This is a genomic window from Companilactobacillus miaonis, from assembly GCF_036913615.1.
Taxonomy (GTDB): Bacteria; Bacillota; Bacilli; order Lactobacillales; family Lactobacillaceae; genus Companilactobacillus.
In genome coordinates, this window is the sequence record NZ_JAYKTX010000002.1 from 33,373 (window position 1) to 46,128 (window position 12,756).

19 protein-coding genes are annotated in these 12,756 nt (G+C 33.6%); 15 read left to right on the plus strand and 4 right to left on the minus strand.

Going from position 1 to position 12,756, the window contains the following annotated elements; genetic code table 11:
• Positions 1-2: 2 nt before the first annotated feature.
• The 11 genes from U8521_RS01710 to U8521_RS01760 all read left to right on the plus strand — a co-directional run bounded on the left by U8521_RS01710 (position 3) and on the right by U8521_RS01760 (position 6,461).
• Positions 3-686 carry a hypothetical protein gene (locus tag U8521_RS01710; RefSeq protein WP_334351659.1) on the plus strand — a complete coding sequence of 228 codons (684 nt, stop codon included), beginning with the start codon at positions 3-5 and terminating at the stop codon, positions 684-686.
• Positions 687-1,739 carry a BppU family phage baseplate upper protein gene (locus tag U8521_RS01715; protein ID WP_334351660.1) on the plus strand — a complete coding sequence of 351 codons (1,053 nt, stop codon included), beginning with the start codon at positions 687-689 and terminating at the stop codon, positions 1,737-1,739.
• A complete protein-coding gene (locus tag U8521_RS01720; RefSeq protein ID WP_334351661.1) occupies positions 1,726-2,016 on the plus strand; it encodes a hypothetical protein in 291 nt (96 codons plus the stop codon). Before U8521_RS01715 ends, U8521_RS01720 begins: the two co-directional genes overlap by 14 nt.
• Before the next feature lie 15 nt (positions 2,017-2,031).
• On the plus strand, positions 2,032-3,273 hold the full coding sequence (locus U8521_RS01725; protein ID WP_334351662.1) for a hypothetical protein: 1,242 nt from the start codon (positions 2,032-2,034) through the stop codon (positions 3,271-3,273).
• Positions 3,274-3,284: 11 nt separating this feature from the next.
• Complete coding sequence (locus U8521_RS01730) at positions 3,285-3,764, plus strand: hypothetical protein (RefSeq protein WP_334351663.1); 480 nt, start codon at positions 3,285-3,287, stop codon at positions 3,762-3,764.
• A 25-nt stretch (positions 3,765-3,789) separates the two neighbouring features.
• The gene (locus U8521_RS01735; protein ID WP_334351664.1) at positions 3,790-4,077 is read left to right on the plus strand and encodes a flagellar hook assembly protein FlgD; all 288 of its coding nucleotides are present in this window, start codon (positions 3,790-3,792) and stop codon (positions 4,075-4,077) included.
• A 65-nt stretch (positions 4,078-4,142) separates the two neighbouring features.
• On the plus strand, positions 4,143-4,289 hold the full coding sequence (locus U8521_RS01740; RefSeq protein ID WP_278551883.1) for an XkdX family protein: 147 nt from the start codon (positions 4,143-4,145) through the stop codon (positions 4,287-4,289).
• A gap of 40 nt (positions 4,290-4,329) precedes the next feature.
• A complete protein-coding gene (locus tag U8521_RS01745) occupies positions 4,330-4,632 on the plus strand; it encodes a hypothetical protein (RefSeq protein WP_334351665.1) in 303 nt (100 codons plus the stop codon).
• Positions 4,632-4,913: a phage holin gene (locus U8521_RS01750; protein ID WP_010019178.1), complete on the plus strand. Its 282-nt coding sequence runs from the start codon at positions 4,632-4,634 to the stop codon at positions 4,911-4,913. The genes U8521_RS01745 and U8521_RS01750 overlap by 1 nt, the downstream gene beginning before the upstream one ends.
• 1 nt (position 4,914) lies before the next feature.
• Positions 4,915-5,940: a GH25 family lysozyme gene (locus U8521_RS01755; protein WP_334351666.1), complete on the plus strand. Its 1,026-nt coding sequence runs from the start codon at positions 4,915-4,917 to the stop codon at positions 5,938-5,940.
• A gap of 155 nt (positions 5,941-6,095) precedes the next feature.
• A complete protein-coding gene (locus U8521_RS01760) occupies positions 6,096-6,461 on the plus strand; it encodes a hypothetical protein (RefSeq protein ID WP_334351667.1) in 366 nt (121 codons plus the stop codon).
• A 118-nt stretch (positions 6,462-6,579) separates the two neighbouring features.
• Here the strand turns inward: U8521_RS01760 and U8521_RS01765 are convergent, their stop codons facing one another.
• Positions 6,580-6,774, minus strand: a complete 195-nt coding sequence (locus tag U8521_RS01765; RefSeq protein ID WP_334351668.1) for a hypothetical protein — start codon at positions 6,772-6,774, stop codon at positions 6,580-6,582.
• A gap of 775 nt (positions 6,775-7,549) precedes the next feature.
• The gene (locus U8521_RS01770; protein ID WP_334351669.1) at positions 7,550-8,026 is read right to left on the minus strand and encodes a hypothetical protein; all 477 of its coding nucleotides are present in this window, start codon (positions 8,024-8,026) and stop codon (positions 7,550-7,552) included.
• A 187-nt stretch (positions 8,027-8,213) separates the two neighbouring features.
• On the opposite strand from U8521_RS01770, the gene U8521_RS01775 reads away from it, so the two are divergent.
• Positions 8,214-8,693, plus strand: coding sequence for a hypothetical protein (locus tag U8521_RS01775; RefSeq protein WP_334351670.1), 480 nt, complete (start codon positions 8,214-8,216; stop codon positions 8,691-8,693).
• A gap of 255 nt (positions 8,694-8,948) precedes the next feature.
• Positions 8,949-9,515: a GNAT family N-acetyltransferase gene (locus U8521_RS01780; protein WP_334333412.1), complete on the plus strand. Its 567-nt coding sequence runs from the start codon at positions 8,949-8,951 to the stop codon at positions 9,513-9,515.
• A gap of 53 nt (positions 9,516-9,568) precedes the next feature.
• Here U8521_RS01780 and U8521_RS01785 read toward each other — a convergent pair whose 3' ends face one another.
• Together U8521_RS01785 and U8521_RS01790 are read right to left on the minus strand one after the other, a co-directional pair.
• The gene (locus U8521_RS01785; RefSeq protein WP_334351671.1) at positions 9,569-10,117 is read right to left on the minus strand and encodes a hypothetical protein; all 549 of its coding nucleotides are present in this window, start codon (positions 10,115-10,117) and stop codon (positions 9,569-9,571) included.
• Entirely contained in the window at positions 10,114-10,995 is an 882-nt protein-coding gene (locus U8521_RS01790; RefSeq protein ID WP_334351672.1) for a Cof-type HAD-IIB family hydrolase, read from the minus strand. Before U8521_RS01790 ends, U8521_RS01785 begins: the two co-directional genes overlap by 4 nt.
• Before the next feature lie 81 nt (positions 10,996-11,076).
• Here U8521_RS01790 and U8521_RS01795 point away from each other — a divergent pair, with 81 nt between their 5' ends.
• Both U8521_RS01795 and pta read left to right on the plus strand, forming a co-directional pair.
• Positions 11,077-11,772 carry a uracil-DNA glycosylase gene (locus U8521_RS01795; protein WP_334333409.1) on the plus strand — a complete coding sequence of 232 codons (696 nt, stop codon included), beginning with the start codon at positions 11,077-11,079 and terminating at the stop codon, positions 11,770-11,772.
• Positions 11,772-12,740, plus strand: coding sequence for a phosphate acetyltransferase (pta, locus tag U8521_RS01800; protein WP_334333408.1), 969 nt, complete (start codon positions 11,772-11,774; stop codon positions 12,738-12,740). The genes U8521_RS01795 and pta overlap by 1 nt, the downstream gene beginning before the upstream one ends.
• The last annotated feature ends 16 nt before the right edge of the window (positions 12,741-12,756 follow it).

The following is a 12,756-nucleotide window of genomic DNA, read 5'->3' on the forward strand; positions in this document are numbered from 1 at the left end:
AATTGGATGATTTAGTAAAAGAGGTATTACAGTCTGAATTTCCTCAAAACATGAAACTCAAGTCTAAGGATGGTAAGAGTGTAATTTTAACATTCAAAAATGGTAAAGATATTATTATATCTAGTCCAGATGAGAATGGTGATTATAAATCAGAGGTTTATGAATTTAATGATGTTAAAGATAATGTTGTTTGGCCAGATTCCCCAGATTTTCCAGATTATTTAGCAAAGTTGAATTTAGACGGATTTAACGGTATTGCCAATTCTGATGCCAGGGATGATTACAACAATAACATTAAGCATATTCAACAAACAGTTAATTCAGTCGTTGATTATTCTTTAAGTCAGAAAAGTTATTTTTCTAGTTTGAAAAATACGCTAAGTAATTTAAAGTCTTTCATTTTAAAACTTATCAATGTCAGTGTTGCTAATTTCATGCATGAGAACGTTGAGGAAAAATATTATTCAAAAAAAGATATGGATAGAAAATTGAAATATCTTCAACAACAAATCAACAACCTGAACAATGCTGTTGAATACAAGCCAGATAGCAGCAGTCTTAATAGTGTATTTCCACCTTCATACGCAGGAGATAAACAAGTGGATATTAACGATGAAATTCAAGATGCAAATATCGAGAATAAGATTGATTCACTTAAACAAAATTTAGAAAAGGAGAAAGATTAGATGGCAGATACAGTTAATACGGATCCAACTAATACTAATCAGGAAACCAATGTCCCTGAATTACATATTCCAGTTGGAAGCCAATACAGTACTTTAAAGACCGATATTCCCCTAGAACAACCAATGATTTTCTATCTAGATGGTTCTAAGGCGTTCTATCTTCCACACGAAGATACAGACGATGAACATATTCATAATCTGCCTCAAGGCGTGGTTGACACACTAACCAATAAACGTATATTTCAGGAAATCAGTATCCGTCAAGGTCAATCGGGAATGTTTAAGTCACCAATACTATTTTTGACTAAAAACGGTCCTGTGGACATGACGAATTGTTTGATTCGATTTGAAGGTAATGACCATGCTGGAGCTGAAATATATGATGATGGGGGCTTCAATCGTGTTCAAGCTAAACTTGGTCAAATCATTTGGTCACCACCTGCAGAAGTAGCTCAAACAGCTGGTTATTATAAGAATTGTCATTTTGTTATTGAGTCGCCTGATAGAAGTAAGATTTATACAACTTTAGATTTTTCATTAAATGTCATTGCGAATGATGTGTCCTATCCGAGAGCAATGGCTTTTTATGTGTCTGAATATCAACGAGCTTTGTTTCATATTAAAGAGATGCAGCTTTCAGCTGATCACCAATTAAGTTATTTGCTCAATGCTTATGCGGCAATCATTGCAGATAATTTGGCTTCGGTTCGTCAAAAAATGAAAGAAATCTCTGATGAGTTAGACGAAAATTTAAAAACCGGCAACGATAAAATTGACGGCTATGTGACAGAGAACAAAGAGAAAATTGGTACTTTGAATAAATCTGTTGATGATGCTCAGACTCGAATGGATGGATTAACTGAACAAATCAAAGGTTCAAATTTAGTAACTCATGATGGACTCTATTCAGATGTTCAACTTGGGATTGATATGGGGGATATTGTTTTGAATATGAATGATGTGATTTTAGATCCAAAAATTGAAGAAAAAATTGATGCTATGAGTAAAGCATTAGATTCTGATAGTGGAGATGATTCAAATGGCGGCAAATAATGATTTAGAGAAAGTTGCATTATTAGTAGCCAAAATGCCAATTGGTATCAAGTATAAGAATGCTCAAGGCGAATACTCAACTGCACCGCTAGATCTAAAAGATAACAAAATCGATGGAACCAATGCCTTTTTACCAGCAGATGCTGCACAAGGCGTAATTCAAAAGCAAATCGACAAAATCGATACTTCAGATAAGATTGAGGATCCAGACATTTTGAAAAAAATTGAAACTATGACTGCCGCACTTGATTCTGATGCTGCAGCAACAACTAATTAAGGGGAGGAAAAATAAATGGCAACAAATAAACTAACCGAAGTCGCTGGACTTGTAGTACAGGCCGTTATGGGTGCAAAAGTTAAAGATAAAGATGGTAATACTAAAACTGTAAAACCCACTGGGGATGATAATCTTTTAGATTTAACAGATATTGGTGCATTTGGTGGAGGGTCTGGTGGAACGGATATTGATAAGGAGCATCCTAGTGCTGGGGCTAATTACTATGCTGGTTCACTTGCTGATGGCGAAATCACACAACGCAATTTCGAGTGGGGTGGGACGGATGATCCTACTAAATCAAATACAATTACTTTTAAGGATGCACAGGGTTCTAAATTCAATGGAAACTATGACGGCATTCAACTGCTAGGGCACATTCAAAAGACGGTAGTCACTAACGGTGTTGCTGGAACAGTTACGGATTTACCACTAAACTGCGATGTAAACAATGTGGTAAAGAGTGGATGTTACACTACGCTCGCTTCATATCCCATCTATATCAATAATTCCAGTATTAATGTCGGGTCTGCAGCATTTGTACCAATTATCGGAATTGGTGAAAATCTTGGTGGTAAAAATGTTAAGGCACCATCAATTTCATTGACTCTCAATGCGGACATGACGCTGACTTTGACACATGACAAGGGATATAGCAATGATGGCGCTAGTCCAGCAACTGGTGTTGAGTATCAATTTATCGTAGATACGATTTCAACTTATTCAGTTCAAAATGCAGTATCGCAATTGCCATCAACTGTTAATCTTTTTACAGGATCATCAGTTGGAAATGTTTTACTAACAGGGCCATCAACATATCATGAAAATGCAGAAGATGGTTATTTAATCACTTTAAGTAATAAAACTTTAGCGGCTCCAAATAGTAGTTTCGGAGGTGTTTATTCAATACCTCTTGGAGATGACCAAGTTCGTATGGATTTATCATCAATTGGACTAAAAGGAATCAAAGTTCCTAAAGAAGAGCTGATTATGAATAATTCGTTTGATGTTTCTGATCAACTATCACAATACGTTGGAAAAGTTGTTCAAGGTCAGTACAATTCTTCAGATGGCTGGATTAATATCAATCATAATTATTCATTCAGTATCGTAAGTTTTGAAGGATCATCCATCAAGATACTTCCTAACGAAAACATTAATTTAAGCTTAACAGTGCATGTAACAGAAAAATCATCTAATAACGTTGATCATGATGAGTTCCCAATTCCAGTAATTCGTGTAAATACTTATAAAAATTAGGAGGTGAAACTATGGAGATAGCAGTTTATTTAGATGATAGTAGAAATATTATCAATGTGAATGATACAAATGACATTGCTGCTGAAAAGCAAGCAAAGGAAAAAGGTTGGATACTTATTCAAAGTGATCCAGCTTTTTTAGTTAGTGAAAGTTACCTCTGGACGGTCAGAGAATCGGATAACAAATTAGTCCACATTTCAACAGGCTTAACACCTGATGAAGAAACTAAAGTATCACTAGTCGAGTTAACCAAAGATCAGCTAAAAGATAGTTTAACTAAAGATCAACTTCAAATGGCCTTGACAACTTTAACGAAAGAATATATTGAAGATAAAGCTAATTCTAGAATGGTTACCACTGAATTAACTAGGCAGATAGCAGATCTAACCATCAAGTTGGATAAGGTAATGGGAATTGATCTAACTCCAAAAGTACCAACAGAAATCAAATCCGTCGCAACTACTGATGGAGCAGTAATTACAGCACAATAAAAATTAGAAAAAGGAAGTTTTAATTATGGCAGAAGTAGATCGTTCAAAGGATATTGAAGTTATTTATGATAAGGCAGGAAATAAAGTTGGCGAAAGTGAAGTTGGGACATCTAGCTATACAGTGACAGGACTAGCAGCAGGTACAGTAGTTGCTGATGGCGATTATAAAATCACTTTTAAGGATTCAGTTACAGGCCTCGAATCAGAAAAAGTTGATGCAAAAGGCTGGACAGTTCTAACACCAGCTCCAGAAGCACCAACAGACGTAACATCCACAGCTACAACTGATGAAGCAACCATTACAGCTAAGTAGTCAATAAAAGCACGCTCCCTTTCTGGTAGTGGTGGTGGTCGGAATAATTTTAAGGAGGAATTATTATGATAGAACTATTAAAGATGGAATTTGGATGGGGAACTTTGAAGGCTAGTGACATTGTTGGATATGTTCCAATCGTTATCTCAGAAGATGATTATAAAGAAATTACTGGCGAAGATTATAAGAGTGATAAAGAAGGAGTAGCCTAACGGCTACTCTTTTTTTGCATTCAAGGAAAGAAGGCAAAATATGCCACCACATGTATTCTTAGGCTACTCACTTTCGGAGCTTGGAAGTATATTCCTTTTGATAACTGGCTTTGGTGGGTGGTTTATTTGGCTAGTCAATCATTTCATAACTAGGCCCCTTCAAGATTCAATTAATAATTTGGCAAATACGGTTCAAGATTTTAAAAATTCTTCAAAAGAAGAACATAGAGAATTTAAAGAGCATTTTGAAAAGCTTGATAAAAAGCTAGAGGAGCACGAATTGAAATTGACTAAAGACAATGAGGAAATTAAAACTTTATTTAATAGAAAAGAGGAAGGTTAATGATGAAGAATAAATTAACATTAGATGTCCATTCAAAAGCGTGGTGGGTATCGTTAATTTCTTTAATATTAGTATTTGGCCAGCAAATTGGTCATTTGTTTGGTTGGGAAATCACTTCTGATCAAATCAATCAAATTATGGGAATAGTAAATACTATCTTATTAATTGGTGGTTCTCTTGGTTTAATTACTGACACATCAAAGGGTAATACGAATAGTAATACTCCCACAGAAGTACAAACACCAACTTATTCAAATTCAACAAATTTAAGGAGGAACTAGCATGACTAAATATTTTGCTGATATATCAAGCTATCAAAGAGACGATTTAGCATTCTTCCAAAATTTTGTAAATTCAGGTGTTCAAAGTGTTTTAATCAAAACTACTCAAGGAAGCGCTAATGGATCTAACTATTTAAGCCCTAAGGCGTTGACTCAAACTAGGAATGCGATTAAAGCTGGTATGAATGTTGGATTTTACCATTATTTTCTAGCGATTAGTGTTACTGATGCAATCAATGAAGCAAAATTCTTCGAGCAATCAGTTGTTAATTTAGGTTTTGGAAAAGATACACCTCTTTGTGTTGATGTAGAAGATCCGTCATTGAATACTTCAGCAGTAGCAAGCTATGTTGATACTTTCATTAATTACCTTGAAACACAAGGTTATACAAATGTATTCCAATATAGTATGGCTAGTTGGTTCAACCAAGGTATTCTTGATGCTAATAAGTACCCGACTTGGGTAGCTAGCTATGGATCAAGCGATTGTGGAGCAAGAGGTAACATTGTCGCTTGGCAGTACACATCAAGCTGGGGCGGTGGCTCTCAAGACATGAGTTATGACTGGGGCATCTTTGATAAGCAACCAGCCAAAACTGAAGCAACCACACAACCTAAAGTTGAACCCCAAAAGCCTAAAGTAGAAAATGTTATCAAATTAACTGAACAAACACATCCAGTGGACAGATTAGGCATTGAACGACCTGAAATGTATGAGGTGGGATCAACCTGGAAGAGTTCAGATATTAGATTGATAAATAATGAACCTCATTATCAAATTGCTACGGATATTTTTGTTCCGCTATCAAAAACGCCATTTAAAGATTTAATTATCGTTAAATACATTGATGATTTGCCTGCTCCTGTCTTTAACTCAAAGGGAAAACGTGTACAGAATGCGTCTGTCAGCACTGCTAAATCATTTAAAACTGATGGATTCAAAATTATTAATAAAATTCCAATGGCTAAGATTGCTACTGATGAATATATTCCATTCGAGTATACTTCGGGCAGTAGATTTGAATAAAAACGATAACATTTAATGTATCTCTGCAGATGAGGTGGACAAGGGTCTTATTTTAAAGTGGATGAAAATAGCTAATGAATATCCTTTATAATAAGAGTATAAAGGAAAAAATTTTATGATTTTCCTTTAAATATAAATGAAAGGAGGAAAACTTAATGGGAAACACCATTAATAGCTTTCTTGATAACTTCTTTAGTGATAAAGCTAATTGGCAAGGAAAAAGAGATTCTATAATTATGATTCCGGTAGATAATGTAGTTAAATTTCCTTTGCAAGAGAATGATTATGTTGCCATAAAAAAAGAAAATTTTAAGATGCCACAAGTTAAGCCAATAATAAGTATTGAAGCTGATAAAATTAGTAAATTATCGAGAATTATAAATTCGATTTTGAGTGAAATACTTTATAGCGCTGATTTTGACAATAGAGTAAAAAAGAGCTTTGAAAACGCCACTTTCTATTCTTTTGAACTTGAAGGAAAAGAAGGAAAACGAGTACTTGAAATTACTGCCGAAGAATAATCAAATCGATTTTAAAATGAAGAAAAAGATTATGTTTTTTAGTAAGTTTTGGGTAATTTTATGATTCTTTCTACCGATTAAAATGGCTCTCACTCGAATAATAGAGTGGGAGCCATTTTTATATTTTGTTATTCAATTCTCTTTCTCGAGTATCCAATAAAATTCGAAGTTCTTTAATATCATCCAATGTAGATTTATTTTTAATAAATCCACGTGCTGCAGAACGAGAATTTAAATACCTGGTACGATCTCTATTCTTGTTATCCCACTTTTTATTTGCTTTAATCCTTGCTTCAGTTAATTTTTCTGACATAAAATTCTCCTAAAGAAATTCTTTTAAAAAAGTTAGTATAATCAGTACAATGGAAATTCCAAATAATATGATAGTAGCTTTTTGTTTTTTATTTTTCATACATCAACATGGTATACTAAGGATAGCAAACAAGGGCTTCCGCCCCTGATTGTCTCAGAACCAGCTTTTTATAAAAGCTAAAACTGAAAGAATTGTTGTTATGATTGCAAGTCTATATTCAACTCTTTCTCGTTTTTCCTTTTGTTGCTGGTTCTTTCTTTTTATCCTGGAACCGATGTTTTCATCTCCTTCCTTACTACACTTATTATAATACACTCTCGAGAGTGTATAGTCAAGTTGTTATATCAAAAAAGTAACCAATTAAATTAATTTTTAACTGGTTACTTGGAGGATTCACAAACTATTTAAGATGTTTTGGACGTTCATTTCTGCACATATTTTGCACACTTCGGTGTGTTTCTACCATTATATAGGGATTTGATACCCCGATCACCGGTATTAAGAGATTAATATCATTTAGCTTTAATCATTGTTATATCAATGGTTAAGGCTTTTTTTGTATCCTTAAAATGGAACCCAACGAACTAATAGAATTCTTTTAAAAAAGATCCTATTAACGATTACAACACATAATGGCATAAATGATAACAATTTAAAGAAATCCTCTGAGAGCTCCTCTAAATCACTCACAGGTAACAAAATTACTTGGGGAACTTATTTCAAGTATACAGTAGTGAGACATTAAGAAGGTTAAATAATTTGGACAGATTAATCATCAATAGATAACATGATCAGTTAAAACTGAAACAGTATTTTTATTCAAATATTTATCTTGAAGATTATCTTTATCTTTAACTTTAGTCTTGCCGTTTAAGAATCCTTGAATCGTGATCTGATGGTTCTTTTTCAGTGACTCTGTCATTGAGACCGTGGTAATAAAATATTGATCACTCGTATCTAGTGGGGTTAATAGAAGACGATACTTATTCGTGGATATTTCAGAAAAATCCTTGATGTAAAAATCCTTTAGAGCAACTTTCATGAATAGGGTATTGCTGTCGTATTGCTGCATCGAAGTTAGATCTAATTTTTTCATAATATCAGGATAAGCTGATTTCTTTTTTGATACGTTTTTCTTATTAGTAGCTTTAATCAAGTGTGTACGCGGATGAATGGAAGAATTAATACTAGTCAAACTAATGCTTGTTAAAATTGAAAAACTGGTTAATAAAGCAATTTGTTTACGATTCATAAATATCCTCCTGATAGTAATTTTGTTATTAAGTATAAGTCGATTTTTGAATTAAAAATAGCAAAGTGTATATCTAATTATTGATTAAAATTAATAACAAATTCGATTAACAATCGTTCAAAATCTATTTTAAAAAATTGGCTATTTTGATACGATACCTTTAATCAATTCGAAAGGACGTTGAAAAGTGGGAAAGAAGTATGATCAATTGATTGATAATGTTTATACTCATTTATCAAATCAGCATATAGATACTATTCATGTAACGCAATTTGTTAGGATTTGGAATATTTCTAGAAGTACATTGTATGTTAATTTTGATGGTATGGAAGATTTATACCTCAGTTCCTTTGAGAAAAAAATAGTTGCCAAAGCAAGTCAAAATAGTAATTCACTGAAAGAATTCGTTGAGGAACTTATTAAAAATATTAATCAGAATAAAGTTTTTTGTCGTAATTGCAATAACTTGAATGAAAAAGCTTTTAAGAAACGAATCATTGAAAATTATATTAAATTGGAGATTGAAAGATTTAATTTGATTGCTAATTCTAACAAGGCATCGGTGATCTTTAGTCTTACTTATTTGATCACAAAATGGTTTGAAGAAGATTTAAAAATAGATGTAACGAAAATTTTAAACGAATTAAATAATTGTTTAGAAAATTAATTTACGTTTTTGGACATTTTCAGGAAACTGATTATATTTTTTCAAAAAGACTCCAGTTATAATAAAAGAGTACTCAATTGATAATCCTGAGAAAATTATCATTAAATAATTGTTTACAAAAAAAATACCACTAGGAGAATCAGATAATAACTTTGCCGACTTAAAAACAATGATTATCTAATCGTTGTTTTTTTGCGATTCTAGCCATATTTGAGATTATTCCTAAAACATGTATTATATATACGAGGTGAAAATATGTTTAGATATGCAAAAGAAGAAGATGCTGATCAGATATTACCTATCTTGTTCCAAATCTTCGATGAAATGGAATTAGATGTTTTTAAAAAAGCTGGTAATGAGAAGATGGCACAAGTTATCAAAGAAGGATTTTTCCAACCGGGCTATCGCTACGGCTTTGATAACATTCTTGTTAACGAACTTGACGGTAAGGTTGTTGCTATCGCTGTTGGTTATCCAGAAAGCCAAGAAGACGGCATTGATAAGCCATTAATCAAGATTCTGCACGAACATGGTATTAAAGAGGACAATTTATTTGATGATAAAGAAGCATGGCCTGGAGAATGGTATTTAGATTCATTTGCAGTTGCTCCGGATTACCAAAATCAAGGTATCGGTACAAAAACTATGGAACATTTCATCGATGTTATTAAAAAACGTGGTGAAAAGATTTTGAGTTTGAATGTTGATGTCGATAATGAACCAGCTAAGCATGTTTACACAAAGGTTGGTTTTGAAAAAGTAGGCCAATTGTACATTGGTAGTCACTTATATGATCATATGCAATATGATTTAACAAAATAAAAAATACCCCATTAGAGTCACACTGAAAAGTATGTTTTTCTAATGGGGTATTTTTAACATTTATTTTTGAAATTATTTAAATAAGGTATTTTGGATTTTAATAAGTTACCGTCTAGTTCGGTGTTAGAAGATAAAGTTGGTAATTTGATATATTTATTCAAAAAAATTGTCAATAGAGTACCAATTGGTCCGTCATCCATATTAGTAAAATCTAGTTCTAGACCAGGATGTCCTTGGGCTAGGATGGTGGGTTGAACGACTAGAATTTCTTTTCCATCTTTTGTCACGTGATAATCAGACATAACTAAGTTACCAAAAACATTCCAATTTATTTGTCCTAGATGAACGTACTTTAAATCTAGCATAGGGATGGCATTGATAGTGGCTTTTTCTTCACCATTGATTTCAATTGAATAAATTTTAAGAAAATTATTTTTTAATTTTATTTCACCAATCAACGTATTTAAACGATTATATAGTTTGATCAAAAATGGATTCTCTTTGTCTCGTGAAGCGATAAAAACTGTCTCTTTATTTTGATTAGTTATGACCAAAATATTACCGACAGTCAAATCCGCTTTTCGGATGTATAAATTCATCATTTAGTAAAATCGTCGCCTTTATTTATGACTTCTTCGACAATCTGAGCAACTCCGTCATTAACATTATTATCAGTTGTGATGTCGGATAAATCTTTGATAGCAGGAATAGCGTTTTGCATTGCTACGCCGATTCCAGCATCACGAATCATTGACTCGTCATTCAAATTATCACCAATGGCCATTGTTTGGTCTTGAGTGATGTTTTTATCCTTTGCGTATTGTAGAAGAGCAATTCCTTTTTGCGCATCAATACTATTAATCTCTACGTTGTTGGGTGATGAGGATGTAACTACGACATCTTTAATATTTTTTTCAATATCAGCTCTAAGAGGTCCAAGAACTTCTTGTTCCTTATTGCTGAAGGCTAGTAATTTCATAATTTGATAAGATGGATCACTGAGGATTTTGTCGTAACTGTCGACAAAAGTCATTGGTGTCAATTTGATTCGTTCCATAGTATCTGCTAGCGCTTGTTCATAGGTCGTACTAGGATTTAATTTAACCAGTAATTCGGCTAAGCTAGTTACACGCATATCTTTGTTGTCGGAAAATATTCCTTTGTTGGTTACAACTTCAAAATAAATTTGGTGTTCTTTCAAATAATTGATAACTTTGATTTTTGACGATTCAGAAATTGGATTACTTGAAATCAAGTTTTCATCTTTGTCATAGATTTCGGCACCGTTTAAGGTGATGTATCCGGGATGAACGCGATCTTTTAAGAATGGCTTAGCTTCCTCAAGGCTTCTACCAGTTGCAATCAAAAATTCAATTCCTGCCTTTTGTGCATTTTTAATGGCTTGAATATTACGATCAGAAACAGCCATTTTATCATTTAACAAAGTTCCATCCATATCGGATGCAATTAATTTAATCATAAAGTTCCCTCCGAGTGCGTTATGCTATATGTGAATGTTACCATATTTTATAGAATTAATATCATACAGGTAGGTGTAAATTTGAAAACGCTAATAAAAAATGATTGGCAAGAGGTTTTGCAAAGCGAATTTGACAAACCGTATTATGAAAAATTACGTGAATTTTTAGTTAACGAGTACAATACTCAGACGATTTATCCAGAAATGCATCATATTTATCAAGCTTTCCAGTGGACTTCTTTTAAAGATACAAAAGTGGTTATTTTAGGACAGGATCCTTATCACGAACCTAATCAGGCAATCGGTTGTAGTTTTGCTGTAGCTCCAGGGGTAAAAATTCCACCTTCATTGCGTAATATCTATAAAGAATTACAAGACGATTTAGGTTGCACCCCAGTTAATCACGGTTATTTAAAATCCTGGGCTAAACAAGGAGTTCTTTTGTTGAACTCTGTTTTGACAGTTCGTCGAGGGGCTGCTTTCTCACACAAGGGGAAAGGTTGGGAACAGCTGACTGATTATGCCATTCACGCTTTGTCAGAACGTGGTAAAGTCGTCTTCATCCTATGGGGGAATGCGGCTAAGAGTAAGATTCCTTTGATCGATCAATCGAAGAATACAATTATCTCTTCGCCCCATCCAAGTCCTTTTGCAGCCCGCTACGGATTTTTTGGTTCAAAGCCATTTTCCAAAGCAAATAAAGCGCTTTTATTCTATAATGAAAAAGAGATCAATTGGCAGTTACCTGAGAATGCCGAGGATATGGAGGAAAAGTAATGGATTTATTTGAAAGCTTAAAGAGTAAGATTAATGGAAAAAATTTGACAATTGTTTTCCCAGAAGGTGATGAACCAAGAATTTTAGGTGCCGCAGTTCGTTTAGCTAAAGAAAATATTTTAGAACCTATTTTAATTGGGGAAGCTGACCAAATCAAACAAGTTGCTGCTGACAAATCATTTGACATTGCTGGCATTAAGATTGTTGATCCTAAAAAGTATGCTGATTTTGATACTTTAGTTGATAAGTTTGTTGAACGTAGAAAAGGCAAGAATACTAAAGAACAAGCACAAACAATGCTTTTAGACAATAACTATTTTGGAACAATGCTCGTTTATACTGGAATTGCTGACGGAATGGTTTCGGGTTCAGTTCATTCAACTGGTGATACTGTTAGACCGGCTTTACAAATTGTTAAAACAGCTCCAGGAAACTCAAGAATCAGTGGTTCTTTCATTGTTCAAAAGGGTGATCAAAGATACATGTTTGCTGACTGTGCCATCAATATCAACCCTAATGCTCAAGAATTAGCTGAAATTGCTGTTCAAACTGCTAAGAGTGCAAAATTGTTTGATATTGATCCAAAAGTTGCTATGCTTAGTTTTTCAACTAAAGGTAGTGCTAAGAGTGATGAAGTTACTAAAGTTGCTGAGGCTACAAAGATTGCTCATGAGTTAGCTCCTGATTTAGATCTTGACGGTGAATTACAATTTGACGCCGCCTTCGTACCAAGTGTTGGTGCTCAAAAAGCTCCAGATTCAAAAGTCGCTGGTCATGCTAATGTTTTCGTCTTTCCAGATCTTCAATCAGGTAACATTGGTTACAAGATTGCTCAAAGATTTGGTGGTTTTGAAGCGATTGGACCTATCTTACAAGGATTGGCTAAACCAATTTCTGATCTATCACGTGGTTGCAATGAAGAAGATGTCTTTAAGACAGCTATTTTAACTGCCGCCTTGGCACTCTAAAATTGTTACTTTAAAA